This is a genomic window from Caballeronia sp. ATUFL_F1_KS4A (assembly GCF_023630905.1).
Classification (GTDB): domain Bacteria; phylum Pseudomonadota; class Gammaproteobacteria; order Burkholderiales; family Burkholderiaceae; genus Caballeronia; species Caballeronia zhejiangensis.
In genome coordinates, this window is record NZ_JALQEB010000042.1 from 80,441 (window position 1) to 96,648 (window position 16,208).

General features: G+C 61.1%; 15 protein-coding genes. 4 read left to right on the plus strand and 11 right to left on the minus strand.

The genetic code is table 11. From position 1 onward, the window contains the following. Nucleotides 1–5 precede the first annotated feature (5 nt). From NCS03_RS28600 to NCS03_RS28610, 3 genes are read right to left on the minus strand one after another with little or no spacing between them, the layout of a single operon-like run. Nucleotides 6–383: a c-type cytochrome gene (locus NCS03_RS28600; RefSeq protein ID WP_250530307.1), complete on the minus strand. Its 378-nt coding sequence runs from the start codon at nt 381–383 to the stop codon at nt 6–8. Further along, on the minus strand, nt 380–2,104 hold the full coding sequence (locus NCS03_RS28605; RefSeq protein ID WP_250530308.1) for an FAD-dependent oxidoreductase: 1,725 nt from the start codon (nt 2,102–2,104) through the stop codon (nt 380–382). The genes NCS03_RS28600 and NCS03_RS28605 overlap by 4 nt, the downstream gene beginning before the upstream one ends. A gap of 25 nt (nt 2,105–2,129) precedes the next feature. After that, a complete protein-coding gene (locus NCS03_RS28610) occupies nt 2,130–3,002 on the minus strand; it encodes a transporter (protein ID WP_250437529.1) in 873 nt (290 codons plus the stop codon). Nucleotides 3,003–3,289: 287 nt separating this feature from the next. On the opposite strand from NCS03_RS28610, the gene NCS03_RS28615 reads away from it, so the two are divergent. Then, the gene (locus NCS03_RS28615) at nt 3,290–4,135 is read left to right on the plus strand and encodes a helix-turn-helix domain-containing protein (RefSeq protein WP_250437530.1); all 846 of its coding nucleotides are present in this window, start codon (nt 3,290–3,292) and stop codon (nt 4,133–4,135) included. A 13-nt stretch (nt 4,136–4,148) separates the two neighbouring features. Continuing rightward, nucleotides 4,149–5,114, plus strand: a complete 966-nt coding sequence (locus NCS03_RS28620; RefSeq protein WP_008346131.1) for a LysR family transcriptional regulator — start codon at nt 4,149–4,151, stop codon at nt 5,112–5,114. 6 nt (nt 5,115–5,120) lie between these two features. Here NCS03_RS28620 and NCS03_RS28625 read toward each other — a convergent pair whose 3' ends face one another. From NCS03_RS28625 to NCS03_RS28645, 5 genes are all read right to left on the minus strand, one after another. Further along, nucleotides 5,121–6,041, minus strand: coding sequence for an AEC family transporter (locus tag NCS03_RS28625; protein WP_250530309.1), 921 nt, complete (start codon nt 6,039–6,041; stop codon nt 5,121–5,123). Between the two features lie 119 nt (nt 6,042–6,160). Continuing rightward, nucleotides 6,161–7,207 (minus strand): catalase, encoded by a 1,047-nt coding sequence (locus NCS03_RS28630; protein WP_250530310.1) that lies wholly within the window; start codon nt 7,205–7,207, stop codon nt 6,161–6,163. 2 nt (nt 7,208–7,209) lie between these two features. Further along, nucleotides 7,210–7,686 (minus strand): c-type cytochrome, encoded by a 477-nt coding sequence (locus NCS03_RS28635; protein ID WP_250530311.1) that lies wholly within the window; start codon nt 7,684–7,686, stop codon nt 7,210–7,212. Then, nucleotides 7,629–7,994: a hypothetical protein gene (locus NCS03_RS28640; RefSeq protein WP_250441626.1), complete on the minus strand. Its 366-nt coding sequence runs from the start codon at nt 7,992–7,994 to the stop codon at nt 7,629–7,631. Before NCS03_RS28640 ends, NCS03_RS28635 begins: the two co-directional genes overlap by 58 nt. Nucleotides 7,995–8,315: 321 nt before the next feature. Continuing rightward, entirely contained in the window at nt 8,316–8,585 is a 270-nt protein-coding gene (locus NCS03_RS28645) for a hypothetical protein (RefSeq protein WP_239295284.1), read from the minus strand. A 375-nt stretch (nt 8,586–8,960) separates the two neighbouring features. Between NCS03_RS28645 and NCS03_RS28650 the strand changes: the two genes are divergently transcribed. Beyond that, entirely contained in the window at nt 8,961–9,428 is a 468-nt protein-coding gene (locus tag NCS03_RS28650; protein ID WP_175980297.1) for a zinc-finger-containing protein, read from the plus strand. A gap of 31 nt (nt 9,429–9,459) precedes the next feature. Continuing rightward, nucleotides 9,460–9,933: a hypothetical protein gene (locus tag NCS03_RS28655; protein ID WP_008346145.1), complete on the plus strand. Its 474-nt coding sequence runs from the start codon at nt 9,460–9,462 to the stop codon at nt 9,931–9,933. 15 nt (nt 9,934–9,948) lie between these two features. Here NCS03_RS28655 and NCS03_RS28660 read toward each other — a convergent pair whose 3' ends face one another. From NCS03_RS28660 to NCS03_RS28670, 3 genes are all read right to left on the minus strand, one after another. Further along, the gene (locus NCS03_RS28660; protein ID WP_250530312.1) at nt 9,949–12,087 is read right to left on the minus strand and encodes a TonB-dependent receptor; all 2,139 of its coding nucleotides are present in this window, start codon (nt 12,085–12,087) and stop codon (nt 9,949–9,951) included. Nucleotides 12,088–13,461: 1,374 nt separating this feature from the next. Next, the gene (locus NCS03_RS28665; RefSeq protein WP_034470099.1) at nt 13,462–14,439 is read right to left on the minus strand and encodes a ParB/RepB/Spo0J family partition protein; all 978 of its coding nucleotides are present in this window, start codon (nt 14,437–14,439) and stop codon (nt 13,462–13,464) included. Further along, on the minus strand, nt 14,436–15,647 hold the full coding sequence (locus NCS03_RS28670; RefSeq protein ID WP_033536892.1) for a ParA family protein: 1,212 nt from the start codon (nt 15,645–15,647) through the stop codon (nt 14,436–14,438). The genes NCS03_RS28665 and NCS03_RS28670 overlap by 4 nt, the downstream gene beginning before the upstream one ends. Nucleotides 15,648–16,208 lie beyond the last annotated feature (561 nt).

The window sequence follows — 16,208 nt, forward strand, 5'->3', positions numbered from 1 at the left end:
CGGATTCAATGCAGCGTGCGCAGATACGCGATGATTTTTTGCCGCCGTGCTTCGTCGCCTTCGAAATAGGTCATCGCGTTGCCGGGCGCGACGGCTTGCGTGTCGGTGAGCCACGCGTCGAGCAGCTTGTCGTCCCAGACCTTGCCCGACGCGGCCGCCTTCATGCCCGCCGAATACTTGAATCCGGGCTCCGATGCCATCGGCTTGCCGACGATGCCGAAGAGATTCGGCCCTTGTCCGTTGGGTTCACCCTTGCCGAAGGTGTGGCACACGGCGCAGTTGTTCGTCGTGAGTTTCTTGCCGATCGCGACGCTGTCCTGCTGCGCATGTGCCGCAGAACTGGCGAGCGCGAATATCGCAATTAAGTTAGCGATCCGAATCATGATTGACCTCCATTGGCTGATTGCGCCGCGCGATACGCGAACGCGATGATCGGTCCGAGCGTGCCGCCGCCCGCCCAGTAAGCACGCGCGGACGCCGACGCCACGCAATTGCCCACGCCGTACAAACCCTTGATCGGCTCGCCGCGCGTATCGAGCACTTGCCCATGCGAATTGGTCTTCGGACCGCCTTTGGTATCGAGATTGCCTGCGACGATGAGCGCCGCGTAATACGGTCCTTTGGCCGAGAGCGGATACATCGTCTCGTTCTTCTGATCGGCTTTCTTCGATACGGGTCCGTTGAAAAGCTTCTCGACGACGCGCTCGCCGCGATGGAAGTCCTGATCCACGCCCGTCTTCGCGAAGCCGTTGAAACGCTTGATCGTCGCGTCGAGACTGCGCACGAAGTCGTCGCTCAACGTGGCGCTACCGAGCGCGCTCTGGTACTTCGCCATGCGTTCGCGAATCGCGCCCACCAGTTCCGCAAGCGTGTTGCCGCGCAGTACGTGCCGGTCGTTCGATCCCTTGGGAACGATGAGGCTGCCGTAGTCATCGCTTGCGCAATGCTCCTGCGCCTGCTGATCCCAGATGGAAACGAGCGCGAGATTCGGATACTCGCCCTTCGCGCCGTCCCATTCGGAGAACGCCGCACAGACCTCGTTGTATGCGAGCTTCTCGTTCACGACGCGCTTGCCGTACTTGTTCACGTAGAGCATCGAATCGCCCGTGGGCGTGAAGATGCCGGACAGCGAGCCATCCTTCGCGATGGCCTTGTCGAGCGAGATCGGCGCCATCCACGAGTAGTTCATGTTGCGCAACTGCACGTCGAGCGCGCTGGAAATCCGCACGAAATCGCCTTCGTTGGTTGGCGCTGCACAACCGCCATACACCGCGCCGTGCAGGAAGTTCTTGCGCAACTCGGGATCGTGCGTGAAGCCGCCGGTCGCGAAGATCACCGCCTTCTTTGCGCGCACGCGAAAGAGCGTGCCCTCTTCCGTCAGCGATTCGACGCCGATCACCGCGCCCGTTTCATCGACGAGCACTTTCTGCACGCGATAACCCGTCTTGATGTCGATGCCGTCTCGGCGTGCTGCCGCGCTCATCGTGCGGATCGCGACGCGGCCGCCGTCCGACATGCTCGGCAAGCCGTCTTTAGGAAACAGCACGCGGCCGCGCGGCGCCTTGTCTTCGGGCAACTCGGCCCAGTAATCCGGCACCGCGCCTTCATGCCGATACGGCAGCGCGCCCTTGCTCGCGAGCAACTCCGCCGCCGGCGATCCGCTGTCGTAGATCGCCTCGCACATCTCGTACTCCCAGTCGGACAGACCGAGCTTCGGCAATGACGGATCGTATTGCTCGGGCCGCGACAGACGCGCGACATAGCGCATGTAATCAGGCTTCGGATCGGCGATGCCCGCGCGGCGCATCGGCTCGTTGTTCGGCACCCAGTACCAGAACGCGGCCTTCGCGGCCGTGCCGCCTACGCTGCCTGCCTTCTCGAGAATCACGACGCGGTTTCCCAGCCAGCGCGAGAACAGCGCGCACGGCAATCCGCCGCCACCGCCGCCGCACACGACCACGTCATACTCCGCGTCGAACTTGACATCGCTCGCCGCGCGCGCCGTGAGCGACACCGCGCCGAACGCCGCCGCCGCCGTTCCTGCGCCAGCGGCCTTGATGAAGCTGCGCCGCGATGCGGCAGAAAGCTTGTTCGTCTCACTCATGTTTGTCTCCATCGTTTGAATGTGCTCACCAGTAGTGCCACGCCTGCACGAGAATTCCGTTGGTGAGCGTGGTGTTGCGGCCCGAAACCGAGTGTTGGTATTGGATCGAAAGCTGGTCGTACATCTTCTGGTGCAGGAACGGCAGGCTATTCGGCTTGAACTGGAACAACACGCCGAGTCCCACGGTCGTTTCGCGGCTCGCGCTGTTGGAAAGCGGCATCCCCGCCGTCTGATTGAAGGTGCCCCCGCTCGTCTGATAGTCGAGGCCGACGAAAGGAATCGCGAAGGGGTTGTCGGGCGGCGAGATGCTGTAGCCGACACGCAAATTCAGATGGAACGTGTTGCCCGGGCTCAGATCGTCCTGACCCGAGCGCAGCGTGCGTCCGCGCAGAATGCCGCCGAGCAGGAGGTCTACGTTCAGGTGTCCGTACCAGTCGTCATAGAAGACTGACGGCCAGAACGACCACGTATTCGTCGATACCGCGTTCTGCCCGACGGGCACTTGTACATAGGTCTGAAAGCCGAGCGTCGTCGCGGGCGCGGGGTTGTACCAGACGAGCCCGCCGACGAGCGGATCGCCAATGCCGCTTGCCGAGAATTGCGAGCCCTGCGTGCGGATCGCGGGCACCGTGATGCTCGCGTTGAAGCCGACATGCGGCAGCGACGGCACTTTCCAGTAGTGGATCAACGTCGATAGCCCGACGAAGGTGTTCGTGCCCGGACCCGCGACCTGATTGCCGTGTGAATCGAATGCGCGGCTGTCGTGATTCCATTCGAGGTTCTGGCCGAAGGAATCATAAGTGCCTTCGAAGTCGCTGCTGAACTGCCACGTTTGCGGACGGTCCGTCGCGAAGGGAATGCCCGACGCGTGGGCCATCGTGCAGGTTGCGCCAAGCATGGCGAGCGCCCATGCGTGACGTCGTCGTATCTTTGATTTCGGGTGCCGCATTTGCATCGTCGTCTCCGGTCGTTCGTGTCGTATGAGCGAACGTTACGAAGGCGCGGCGTATCGGTCTTTCAGGTTTCGGAAATTACAGATTCCGGCGGATGCGGGTTTACACCACGCACAAAGCACGCACGCGGCGTTCGCAAACGGCGACCCATCGCGCGTGCAAGAGCTTTGCGCTCGCATCTATACTCGCGTGGACAGCGGCATCGAAAGCCGCGAGAAAAGGAGACGTAACGATGAGCGCCATTGCAGCGCCCGCTCGCATCGACCGCTTCAGCAAGCTCGCGGGCGTTCCGGGACTCGAATACTGCATCTCGGGCCCGCGACCTTATTCGCTGGAATTGAGCAATTCGTCAGACATGATCTGCCTGCTGCTCGGCACGATCGTCTCCGATACGCGTTACGACGACGGCCCCGCCGCGCCCTTCACGTTTCGCGCGGAAACGGCCGCGTATCATCCGCGCGGCGGCAGCATGCGTATCGACGCGCACGATGTGCGGCATGGCTTCATCGCGTTTCGATATGCCGATGCGTTCGTGGACCGCATCGCCGATCGCAACGCGGAACCGTTGCGTCGCGCGGGCAGCCGCAGCAATCTCGACGCCGATCCGATCCGTCATCTCGTGCGCTATGCGCGTCAGAAAGCGCATGACGGATCGGGCAAGATCGATCCGTGGGAACTGCAGTGCGTCGCTACGCTCGCGTGGATCGAAACGACGCGTCATCTCGAACGCGCCGCGCGCGAACGTAAATCGGCGCTGACGGACGCTACATTCGCAACGCTCGCAGCTTATGTCGCCGACAACATCGATCAGAACCTGTCCTGCGCGGATATCGCCGCCGAGCTCGATCTGCCCGTGCGCGCGGTCTTCGATGGCGTGAAGGCGCGTACCGGTTATTCGCTCTATCGCTATGTGCTGGAGAAGCGCATCGGCGCCGCTGCGCGCATGTTGCGCGCGGACGATGCGCCGCTTGTCGATATCGCCGCCGCGTGCGGATTTTCGTCGCAGCAACACATGACGGCGCTCTTTTCGAAACGGCTCGGAACTACGCCATTGCGCTATAGAAAAGCCGCGGGATAAGCCAGGAGGAAGCATGGACCTCTTCATGTCGATGGAGGCCTTCGTTCGCGCAGCCGAAGCGCAGAGTTTCGCGAGCGCGGCGCGGCAGCTCGGCGTGGCGAAATCGGTTGTCACGTCGCGTGTGAAGCAACTCGAGGAGCACTTCGGCGTCGCGCTGTTTCATCGCTCGACGCGTGCCGTGCGGCTTTCGGAAGTCGGCGAATCCTACTATCAGGATTGCCTGCTGCTCGTGTCGAAAGTGAACGAGCTGTCGGGACGCGCGATTCCCGAAACGCAATCGCTCTGTGGCACGCTCAACGTTCATGTCTTGCCCGGCTTCGCGCTCGGACACTTTTCGCAGGCGCTGATCGCGTTTCGCGAGGCGCATCCGCGCATCGAGTTCGTCGTGACGGTGAACGATCGCGTGATCGATCCCGTGCAGGAAGGCTTCGATCTCGCTCTGCAGATTTATCCGCCCGCGTCGAACCTGCTCGTCGAGCGCAAGCTCTTTCCGGTGCGCGGCGTATTGTGCGCGACGCCCGCGTATCTCAAGGAAGAGCCTGCGATCGAGACGCCGCTCGATTTGCTGCGTCACGATTTCGCGCGTTACGCGCACTATCCGTGGGGCGACAACTGGCCGCTCATGAAGGGCAACGAGTGCTATGAGATCGCGCTCAACGCGGTGCTTAAAACCAATAGCGTGCATCTGCTGCTCGAGTTCGCGCGCGCGGGCGCGGGCGTCGTCTATCTGCCGACGATGGTCGCCGCGAGCGATCTGCTCGAACGCCGTCTCGTGCGCGTGCTGCCCGATTACGCTGCGCCGCCGTTGTGGCTGTCCGCGGTGTATCCGACTTCGCATCGTTCGACGACCAAGGTGAAAGCGTTCGTCGACTTCCTGCGCGAGCGCTATCTGAGCGAGCCGCAATGGGACAAGGCACTCGGCATTTCGCCGCCCGATGACGAAGAGCGCAACGTCGACGAAGAACTCGGCGACGTGTGATCGCAACTAGAGCACGTAGAGCCACGCGAGCAAGGTGACGATCGAAAAGAGCGTGGTCATCGAGATGACCGCGCCGACCACGCCCTTCTCGACGTCGTATTCCGAAGCAAGCACGTATGCGCTTTTCGCGGTCGGCACGGCGGCGCACACGACCGCGGCAATGGTCGCGTCGTGACCAAGTCTTGTCGCGAGGCACAGCGCGTACACGACGAGCGGCACGATCGCGAGCTTGAGCGCGGTCAACAGCGCGTAGAGATTGACGCGTCCGCGCAACTCGTCGAGCGTGAGATCGAGACCGATCGCGAAGAGCGCGCATGGCGTCAGTGCTTCGCCGAGTATCGTGAGAAACGATGCGACAGGAACCGGCAGCGTCAGTCCGACGACGGACCACAGCAGTCCGCAAATCGTCGCGAGAATGACGGGATTGGTCGCGATCTGCCGAACGAGCGCGGTGACATCGATCTTGCGCGATGCATCCATCCGGCCGATCTCGACCAGCACGACAAGCACAGGAAACATGATCGCGCCGACGAACACCGTCGCGACCGCCGCCGCGAGCACGCCGGGCTTGCCGTAGAGCGTCTTCAGGATCGGCAGCGCGGCGAAGCCGGTGTTGGTCATCGCGACGGCAGCGGCGAGCATCGCAGCGGATGCGAGACTCGCGCCGCGCACGATGCGCGCGACGAGCAACACGGCGGCGAAGCAGATCATCGAGCCGCCGCCGAACGCCGCGAGAAAGCGCCATTCGAGCAGCGAGCGAAGCGACTCGTCGGCGATGGTCAGAAGGACCAGCGCGGGCATCGCGACGTAATAAGCGAAGCGCATCAGGGAAGGCGCGAGCGCATGCGGCATGTAGCCCGACACGCGCGCCACCCATCCGGTGAGAATGATGGCAAAGATCGGAAGGATCATGCCGGCAAGATGCATGGCGGACTCCGATATCGATGCAGCGCCCGGCGCGAGCGCTCGCTTCTGAAATGGGCATCATTATCGGAGAAAAACGACGCGCGACGTGCGATCTTGCGCAGCCGCGCGACGCTCGTCCGCTAGCGTGCTGCCAGCAACGCTCTCGCTTCCTCGCTCGACAGCACACCTCGCTCCTCGCGATTCGCGGCGCTCGCCGCGTAGACATCCTTGCGTGCGTGCGTGATGCCGAGCGGCGCGAAGCCGTTGGCCGGATTGAACGCGAGCCGTTCGATACGCGCTTCGTCGTCGACGGATGGCGGTGCATCGATTTCGAGTTCGCCGATGGTCACTACATCCGACTTCCACGCGATGGATGCATCGTTGACGGGCGTCGTTTCTTCATCGACGAAGAATTGCACGCCGAGTCGCCACTTGACCGGACCTTGCTCCAGACGATTGCAGATATCGGCGCGCAGATAGTTGTCGCCATGACGCTCGGCGTTCGTCCCCGAGGACGTCGACGGATGCGGATGCAGCGAATACTTGATCGCCGCCTGCCCCAGTTGCACGACCGATCCCCAGTAATGCTCCGTCGCCAGGCTGTCGACGTGATGCACTCTGGTTTCCTTGAAAAGGATCGCCAGAATGCGCGCGCCCTCGACGGGCCCGAGTCTTGCCATCATCATCTCGCGCAAGCCCTGCGCGATCCCGCTCACCGTGCCTTCCGCAAGCAACGCGACGATGATATCGGCGACCGCCATGAACTGAGCGGCGTCGCGCGCATGTGAGCGACCGCCTTCGTTGGTCATCAGCAGATCAGTTTCCGCGCCCTCTTCCGTGAAGAACTTGAGCGCGATGCCGCGAACGTCCGGCGACGTGTCCGGCTGCGGACACGGCTGTCCGTTGGAGATGCGGCATGCGGCGCGATACGTCGCCGGGTGCTTCGCGAAGGGGCCGAATCGCGCGGCATCCGGAATATCATCAGCTATCCGAAGCACTCCGAAAGCGCCGAGCAATGACTTCTGATGTTGCGCTCGATCGACCTGTCCGTTCAGCCCCGTGTGTTTGCTCGCGGCCAGCTTCGTCTGCTGCGCGCCGATCGCCGTGACGAGCATCGCCAGCGTGGCGGCGTCATCGAGCTTGTCGGTCCAGCCGGCGCCGTCGCCGGCGGATTGAGGGGAGTTCACGATCAACCTCCGTTCGCGCCTGGAGTGATAGCGCGCTGTTTAAGTGTAGGTGCGTCAGCTGACTCGTCTGACTCACGCGCCGGCACCGCGCCTGCCGCAATGCTGCCGTCGGCGCGCGCCGCGAAGTAGCGATAGATCGCGTCGATGTGATTCTCGATCAGCGCGTTGCCGCGATAGGCCGGCATACCCAACGGCGGATTGCCGTCGAGAATCGCGGCGATGAAGCGCTCGCGGCTCTGCGTGCGCGCAAAGCCGACGATCGACGGCGCGGCGAGTCCTTCATGATCCTTGCCATGGCAGCGCGCGCAGTCGGCGACGCGCACGGCCCGCCATGCATCGATCAGCGAGTTGTCGGCTGCGGCCGCTGCGTGAGCATGGGCGACCAGCCAAACGCCGACGATGCCGGCAAGCGCTGCGCGAATCAATGATTGCGTCCTGAGATTCGGCCGACGTACTTCCATCCCTGATCGCGTATCCATACGTAAGTGAAGCCCGTTGGACCGTCGATGAACACGGTCATCGGCCGCTCGCCCGCCGACGCTTCCTTTTGCGGTTCCGTCGACGCCTGCGTGATGCGCGCTTCCGTCGGCTTCAGGTTCGCATCGCGATCGTCGAGGCGCCAGCCGTCGTCATCGGCGTAAATGAGGCGTGACGTTCCGCCCGTTGGCGTCTGAACCGTGAACGCGAGCGGATCGGCGTCGGTCGCGGCAGTCGCGGCGAAGGTGCTGGCGCACGTGAGCATCGTGATCGCGAGGAACGTCGCACGCTTTGTCTGTTGGGATCTCATTTCGGGTACCTCCTTACGGGCCGCGCGGTCGCGGCTGTCCAGATGGGCTTATGCATAGAGAACGAACGTGGCCTCGACGAATGTGAAGCCCGGAGATCCGCGTGGCTGACTATTTGATTTCGCTGCGGACAAGAGTCTGTCGTGTGGAAGCATCGCCACGCGGGGCCGATGAGCGGCCGTCTTTTGATGGGCTCAACTATCGACCGAACGATCGTCTGGAAAAACCATGCATCGGGAGGGATTCAGCCCCGCCATTGGGGGACTGCGAAATGGAACGAGGATCGAATTCGTCGAAGGCGTCCCCGCCGCCTTCGCACATTGCTACTGGCCGCTATAGATGTTGCAGCTCAGGCCCGGCGTGCAGAGTTGCATCGTGCTGCCCGTCCAGGCATCGCGCGATGCGCTGCCGGACTTGCTCGTCGACATCGCTCCGCCATAGCTGGAATCGTTCGTTGCCGTGCTGCCGTCTTGCGCATTCTGCTGCGCGGTGCTGCCTTGGGCCGGCGCCATCTGCATGTTCTGCGTTTGCGCGACGGCGCTCATCGCGAAGACGCTTGCGGCCGATGCGGCCAATAGAAGAGTTGCTCTCATCGCCATCACCTTCTTGAGTCAAGAAACCGATTGAGGACTGCAAGCCTGCGACGAACTCGCGGGCACGCATGCTGGGACCCGGTTTCGAGCGCGAAACGCCGCGCCTTCCGGGCTTCTGATGGAACTTGAGGATGGGGCTTGTAAGCCCCGAAAGCGCGTGGCGGGTAGCACGCACTCCTACCCTATACCGCGGATCGGAAAAGTAAATTCCCGATCCGCGGTTTCCTTGGCCGGCGCGCATGGCAGCATCTGCGCGAACGCGCTTGCTTAAGCAGATTGCGATATCGCGGCATGCATCGAGCTTTCAATCGCGTGGCGTTTCGAAGACGATGCACGGTTTTGCTATATTGGATTTCCCGCCCGGGATTTTCGACGATGCGTGTCGGCCGACCTGTCAAACCTCTGCCTCATCCGAATTGCGATTACTGCGGCGCGCCCGCGACCCTGACGCGCGCGGGCGACGAGGCCTATCCGTATCGCGAAGACCACGGCCCGCTCTGGTTGTGCGCCGATTGTCAGGCGTGGATCGGCATCTTTCCACGCAGCACGCGTAATGTCCCGCTCGGCCGTCTCGCCGATGCCCGCTTGCGCGATCTCAAAGTGAAACTGCACGCCGTTCTCGAACCGCTCGTGCAGGCGAAGGTCCGGCGCGACGGCTGCAATGTTTTCGAGGCGCGCTCCAAGGGCATGAAGTGGCTCGCGCAGGCGATCGGCGTCGAGCCGGAGAAATGCAGCATCCACACGCTGGACGCCGATCAATGCGAGCGCGCGATCGCCGTCGTCGAACATTTTGAACAGGAACGCGCCCGGCACCCTTCAGATTCGACGATCGATGAACGTTAACCTGAAAAGGTCAACGTTCATCGGTCCTCGCATGTCACGCACTATTCCTTTTCAGCGCTCGCCGCAAGCGACGCGCGCGCGGCTCAGCAAAGCGCAGCTGCTTCCCATCCCGCGCGCAGTGGCGGACGAGCTCGCACTCGTGGCGCATATGTCGCTGACGGCGTTGCGCTCGGGTTCGTCGGACGTCGCGCCGGCGCAGCATGTCACCGAGGCGATTTATCTCGCCAAGTTCCTAGCCGAAGCGGGACACGGCGATTTCTCGCATGAAGAACTGCTGCTCGCGGACCAGTCGATGGCCGCCGTCTTCGACATTGGACGCACGTCCGGTTCGTGGATCCTCGCGCCCGAGGACTTCGAGCGGATCGCGGCGATCGTGTCGCTCTACGATCATCAGTTGCGGCGCGCGTCGCTCGCGGCCTTGTCGGTTGCGAGCGAACGGCTCGAACGCTTCAAGGCCGGCGAGCCGTATCAGTCGACGCAAGCCCGCAAGTCGGCGCGCGTTTGACGCTCGCGTTCGCCGTCAAAAGGCGGTGCGCAAGCCGATCATCACGCTGCGGCCGCCTTCCGGCGCGATGTCCCGCACGACCGAGCTCGCGTAGCGCACTTCCTGATTAGTTAGGTTCTGGCCGCGCAGAAAGGCGAGCCAGTTCGTCGCGCCGACGCGAAATTTGTACGTCAGGATGACGCCGAGCGTGGTGTAGCTCGCGGTCGGCAGTTCGTTTTCCGGCACGCGATGCTGCGCCCACGCGTGAACCAGTTCGGTTCTCGCGCCGTACGGCCCATACGCATAGTCGAGCGCGAGCGTCGCGCGCAGCGGCGAGATGCGTGGCAATGCCTCGCCGGTATCGATGTTGCGCGCGTGCGTGTAGTCCGCGACGATTTCGACATCGAGACGTTGCGCGCCCTTGTCGAAGACGCGCCAGGTTCCGTCCAGTTCGACGCCGTAGAACTCCGCGCGCACGCCGCGATAGACGGCTTCGTTGAGCGCATCGTCGGTGCCGGGCGCGACGGGTTCATCGTCGTCGTTGACGAGCCGGCCGGTGTTGAATTCCGTCAGATAGTTGCGAAAGCGGCTGTAGAAGACGCCCGCGCTCGCCTTGTTCGCGCCGCTCGCGAAGCGCATCGACAAATCGGTCGAGATCGCTTTTTCTTTTTGCGCGTCAGGGTTGCCGATCAGATATTGGCCGGTCGCATCGTGCGGACCGTTCGAGTAAAGCTCGTAGTACGTGGGCGCGCGTTCCGTGTACGCGACATTGCCGGCGAGGCTCCACGCCGAGTTCAGCTTGAACAGCGCGCCGGCCGAGACGCTGCCCGCGTTGAAATCGCGCTTCGGGGAATCGGCGAATTTTTCGTTTCCACCCGACGTCGGATCGATGTTCACGTGTTCGTAGCGTGCGCCGATGCTCAACTTCAGCGCATCCGTGACCGTCCACTCTTCCAGACCGAAAAGCGCCGCGTTCGTCGTCTGCGATGTCGGCACGAGCGCTTCATCGCCGAGCGCGGAGAACGTGTTCTGGCCGAGTTGCACGCCGATCGCGCCATCGAGCGGACCGATCTTCCGGTGCCGGGCCTCGATGCGCGCCTCGTATCCGTGATTGCGGAAAATCGTGCCGGTCTCGCCGTCGTCGATCTCCTTGTGCTCGTAGTCGGTGTAGGCGAAGTCGAGCTTCAACCGGCTGAAGGGGCCTTGCAGATTGCGTATCTCCGACGACGCCGCGATGTGATCCTGATGCATGCGAAGACGCACATCGTCCTCGGCGACCGAGCCATAGTTCGCCTCGTATCCGTTGTAGCTGATGCCCGCGTAACCGTCCGTCCACGTGTAGGACGAGCCGACGGCGCCGCCGTGCCAGCGGCCGTCACTGTTCGGGATGCTGCCGTAGGGTTGCGCGACATCGGGGCCGTCGAGCGCGCGTTGACCATCCGAGTGCGCGAATCCGGGGATGCGCTCGTTACTCGTCTCGCGATCGAAGGCATCGACGTGGAAGGCGAATCGGCCATTTCCGCCTTCGACTTGGGCGGCGCCAGCGCGGGCATCGTTGGCGCCGCCGTAGCTGGCATCGACTTGTCCCGACACGCCTTTGATCGGGTCGCGCGGGATGCGGTTGTCGATCGTATTCACTACTCCGCCGATCGCGTTCCCGCCGTAGAGCAACGCCGCCGGCCCACGCACGATTTCCACCCGTTCCACTGAGAGCGATTCTTGCGGCACGGCGTGGTCGTAGGACAACGACGATGCGTCGTAAGCCGCGACGCCGTTCTGCAGCAAGCGGATTCGGTCCCCGTCCATGCCGCGGATGATCGGCCTTCCGACCATCGGACCGTAGGTTGTCGTCGAAACTCCGGGCAGTCCGTTCAGGGTTTCGCCGAGGGAGTCGGCGCGTCGCAGTGTGAGGGCAGTGCCGTCGAGGACGCTTGTCGGGGATGCCAAAGCGTTTGAGCCTAGCGGGTTCGCGGTTACGAAGATCGGTTGGAGCGATGTGTCGTTTATCGGTTGAGATTGGGCGCTGGCCGCAGTTGTGATTAGGAGCGCCGTCCAAGGCAGGACGTTGAAGGCGCGGGCGAGCGTCGATGTTGGGTTTGGACTGAACACGGTCGCTCTATGTGATGTTATAACGTTTCGTTTGGTCGGCGCGGTCCGGGCATGGAGGCGGCGCATCGCTGTGAACGGCGAGATGATATAACGTATCGCGTGATTTGGCTCGGTCGGATTATGGCGATTTTCAATGGTCGACGACTTGAACTTTACGGATTATGTAGTGTTTGATACAGAGGGCGACTTGCGGGTGTCTTTCGGGCGTTCAGATTTGGCGACCGGGCTGCTTCGCGATGATTCGGACTGTTCGGTGGACCTCTTTTCGTGAAACAAGTTGAGTTTGTTTATCTAACCGATTGATTTTTAATTGGTTTTTTGAATGCTATTGTGGTTCGCTTTGTTCCACGCACGAGTAGAGGTTTCGATACCCGTCACGTTGGCGCATTGGTCTTTGGCTAGCCACGAATGATCGGCCGGCCGCACCCGAGCACCGATTTTGTTCGCCTTGCGATGGTCCTGAGCCACCGTTGAGTCAGTCCGCGGACATTCGTTATCCATGCACGCTAAATACAAGGGATGGCGTGGCGAATGGACCAGTTTGGATAGCGTCGCATGGTCCGCTCTTGTCTCTGGCGGCAACGACAAAGAATCACCACTCCTCCTCGACCTTCGCCATTCACTTCAGCTAATGGCAATCAGGCGCCAAGGCGGGTTGCAGGTTTAGCAGCGGTAACGGCGTCGGCGCGCCTCATTGGGCGAGACAGGGACGTACTCAGCGTTTTTCATTTTCGAGTGCCGTCGAGCACTTCCGCTTTCCGCGGTCGCAAGCAGAAGGTCGCGGTCCGTCGGCTTGGGGTGTGAATGAAGATGGCGGTGTTCGCGAATAGACGCGAGGAGCACAGGTGCGGGCAGAGCATTCCTCCACGCGTACCGATTGCCGGAGATTCGTCGTCGTATGCTGTCCAATCGATGTACTCACTGCGTGAGTTTTGATGTTCTCGTCTCCCACTGAGTGTCCGAATTCGGACACTCAGCGTGCAACCGCTTCCGCTGGTGAGAAGCGAAGTGATCGGTGGCCTCGAGTCTCGAAGACGGCTGAGCAGCGTCGCGTCTTCGCGGATTCGGATCGCTCGTTACGGTCGCGCTGTCGGAGCGGAAGGCATTTTTCGGCTGGTGCGCTCCGTCATGCGATCGAGGCCCGTTAGCGAAACCCTCGCCTGCAGCCCACGGCGGGCAGGCCGGCCATACGTGTCCGAATTCGGACACTGAGGTCGCTGGCACGATGGTCTCGCATCCTGCCTACGCCGTCGAACCGGGGCATGTGTTCGAATTCGGACACCAAGGTCGTTGGGAACAATGGTCGCGCATCGTGCCTACGCGCTCGAACCCGGACATGTGTCCGAATTCGGACACATGCCACTCTCGCCCTTGAACTTTCGTTACGCGAAACTTGGTTTGTCGCCCATAAAGAAACCCGCCGAGGCGGGTTCAAAAAAATCACTCAGACCGAATCGAGAACATCTTCCCTATGTGTTCTCTAAGTTGACTTTCCTGCTCCTCTGTCATCACTCCGGCTTTGAACTTGAAGGTCAGTCCCTTGACATCCTTCGTGATGCTCCCGGCTTGGACCTTTCCGGCGAAGATCTTCAGGATGCTCCGCCCACCGGCATCCGTCGCCGATTCTCCACGGCTGGCCTGTGCATTCAAACTCGGCGCAACCTTCGTCTGAACCAGGTCGCCCGACAGCACCATCGGCCATAATTCTTGCAGCACCTTGAGTCCATGTTCGCCCGTCTTCTTCAGTGCGTTCGCGATATCCTGAGCCGACGATGCTCCGAGCACGGACGGGTTCAAATCCAGATCCCGCTTCACGAAGTCCGGGAGCGCATCATATGCAAGAAACCGATACAGGTCGCTACGAGTAATGCCCATAGCTTCCGCGAGCCGCGTTCGGTTCGGAAATTCCGCTTCCGCACGACGAATCGCGATGGCGATTTCATAATCAGACAGATCATCGCGCGTCACGTTTTCCATCAACGCCAAAGCCGCCATGTCCTGATCCGTGCAGTCGATCACAACTGCGCGAACAGTCGCCTTGTTGATCAGCTTATGTGCGCGCCAGCGTCGTTCGCCCGCAACGAGTTGGAACGATTCTCCGACTCGTCGAACCGTTACCGCCTGCAACAGCCCAACCTCACCGATCGACCGCGCCAACTCGGAAAGCTTGCCTTCGTTGAATTGACGACGCGGTTGCCAGGGATTCGGCACGATTGCATCGACCGAGATTTCTGTGTCGACACCTCGGGCTTCGAGTTCCTGGATCCGAAGCTGTGCAGCAGCTAGCGCACTCGTGATTCCCGGCATCGTCTGCGGGCCACGAGTGGTCTTATCCTTTTTGTTCTCGCCTTTGAAATCCGCGGGCTTCGGCAGGTTGGCCGTCTTGGCCATGAGTTGTTCTCGGATGTTATTACTCATGCCGACTCCCTCCACGATTTGACGAACATATCATCCAGCCATTTGGCATATTGCATCATGGGCTGCCGCACTCGCTGAAGCGACTTCGCGGTCGAATGCGTGCTGACCACGTCGAGTGCCGTCGAGAAGGAAAGCGCGCCTCCGCTCATGACCGAGCTGGCCGGAATCTCGAACGGGTCGAGCCAGCGCCCGTATGCGCTTTGCGCCCATTGCCGAACAACCGGCGCGGACGACGTCTTGCCGTAATCCACCTTCGACAACAAAATAGAGATGAAGTCGTAGACCTTATCCTCCTCGTAAGGAAGGAAGTCTTCGGCAACATCCGAAAAGAGTCGCCAGAACGCGAGCGAACTAATGAAGTCGAGATTCTCGGGAATCATCGGCATGACGAGCGCGTCGGCGGCGAGCAGCGCGTTCAAATTCATATACGACAGCGACGGTGACGTATCGATCAGGATGTAGTCGTACTGCGAGCGCAATGGCTCGAGACCCTCGCGCAAGACTGCCCAGAATCGATAGCCCTGAATGGTCTTCTGGCGAGCCGGCAGCAAGAACTCCGCTCCATATAAGAATGTATGGCCGGGGATGATGTCGAGGCCATCCCAATACGTCGATTGCACGCTCGCGCCGAGACCGCCCTCTACGTTTTGATCGTAGATATAGGGCAGCACGGTGTCGTCGCCGGAGATTTCCTTTTCGGCATAGAGACCGCACAGTTCCGAAGCCGAAGCTTGCGGATCGAGGTCGATGAGCAATACTTTGCGGCCAAGAAGCGTCAGAGCCTGTGCGAGGCAAACCGTCGTTGTGGTTTTAGCCGAGCCGCCCTTCAACTGAGCCGTTGTCAGCACCTTGCCTCTGAAGGTGCCGTTGCTGTCGTCGAGCCGGGTCTGGTAGATATCAGAAGCCATCTTCACCCAGACGCGCACTTCAGGCAGAGTAAATGTCCGGCTGCGGCCGCTGCCGTTCAGCGTGCCTGTCGGAAGCCCGCCTTCGCCTTTCGTGACCAGATATTGAATCTGCTGCCGAGTCAGATTGCACATCTCGGCCAGTTCGCTAATCGTATAGAACGGCGCGAGCTTACGCGGACGCGGCGCCAGAATCTGTTCACGAAGATTATCCGAGAAGGGTTCCAGGTTATCCGCGAACTCAGCAACTTCGCGGAGCGTAACCTTCCGGTCTTCCATAGGTAGCGTGCCTACGTTTGCCATTCTGCGCTTTCTCCAAGTATTGACGTCGAAGCGCAGAATACACGAATACGCGTAAACAAGGTTGTATTGCGTCGAGTTTTAACCGATCGGCCAGCGGTGTATATCCAACCCCTTGATTTTTCGTTCTTTTATAAATAGGCCGCTCGGTGCCCTGAATTGAGTAGACGGCGAAGAACGAGTTGAATCCTTAGCATCGCGAAATCACGGCGGCGTCCGCACAAAAACCACCCCGGGGGCGGTTTTTGTGCGGTTCGCTCTCATCCGCTTTTCTATATTAGATTCAACGACTTAACGAAATTCATTCGCCGCAGCGAGCGTAAACTCAGTCGATGTCAGTTCAGTCTTTTTGTAAACCTAGACCCACCCACCAACAAACAGCGCCATCCATTTCCCTTAAAAATCAACACGCAACCCTGTGGATAGAGGTGCTTTTTGTGACGCCTAGGGCGCTTTTTGTGCGGACGGCGCCGCAAATTGGGCCGCACGAGGCGGAAATTGTGGCGACCGGGGTGGAAATTGTGATCCGCTTCAGCGAGCGGGGCGATTTTTGTGCGGATAACG

Bases quoted from the DNA above. Each gene is read 5' to 3' on its own strand.
- NCS03_RS28605 (WP_250530308.1), bottom strand. From the start codon at position 2,104: ATGAGTGAGACGAACAAGCTTTCTGCCGCATCGCGGCGCAGCTTCATC.
- NCS03_RS28640 (WP_250441626.1), bottom strand. From the start codon at position 7,994: ATGAGATCCCAACAGACAAAGCGTGCGACGTTCCTCGCGATCACGATG.
- NCS03_RS28645 (WP_239295284.1), bottom strand. From the start codon at position 8,585: ATGAGAGCAACTCTTCTATTGGCCGCATCGGCCGCAAGCGTCTTCGCG.
- NCS03_RS28660 (WP_250530312.1), bottom strand. From the start codon at position 12,087: ATGCGCCGCCTCCATGCCCGGACCGCGCCGACCAAACGAAACGTTATA.
- NCS03_RS28670 (WP_033536892.1), bottom strand. From the start codon at position 15,647: ATGGCAAACGTAGGCACGCTACCTATGGAAGACCGGAAGGTTACGCTC.
- NCS03_RS28620 (WP_008346131.1), top strand. From the start codon at position 4,149: ATGGACCTCTTCATGTCGATGGAGGCCTTCGTTCGCGCAGCCGAAGCG.
- NCS03_RS28665 (WP_034470099.1), bottom strand. From the start codon at position 14,439: ATGAGTAATAACATCCGAGAACAACTCATGGCCAAGACGGCCAACCTG.
- NCS03_RS28600 (WP_250530307.1), bottom strand. From the start codon at position 383: ATGATTCGGATCGCTAACTTAATTGCGATATTCGCGCTCGCCAGTTCT.
- NCS03_RS28610 (WP_250437529.1), bottom strand. From the start codon at position 3,002: ATGCTTGGCGCAACCTGCACGATGGCCCACGCGTCGGGCATTCCCTTC.
- NCS03_RS28625 (WP_250530309.1), bottom strand. From the start codon at position 6,041: ATGCATCTTGCCGGCATGATCCTTCCGATCTTTGCCATCATTCTCACC.
- NCS03_RS28655 (WP_008346145.1), top strand. From the start codon at position 9,460: ATGTCACGCACTATTCCTTTTCAGCGCTCGCCGCAAGCGACGCGCGCG.
- NCS03_RS28635 (WP_250530311.1), bottom strand. From the start codon at position 7,686: ATGGATACGCGATCAGGGATGGAAGTACGTCGGCCGAATCTCAGGACG.
- NCS03_RS28650 (WP_175980297.1), top strand. From the start codon at position 8,961: ATGCGTGTCGGCCGACCTGTCAAACCTCTGCCTCATCCGAATTGCGAT.
- NCS03_RS28615 (WP_250437530.1), top strand. From the start codon at position 3,290: ATGAGCGCCATTGCAGCGCCCGCTCGCATCGACCGCTTCAGCAAGCTC.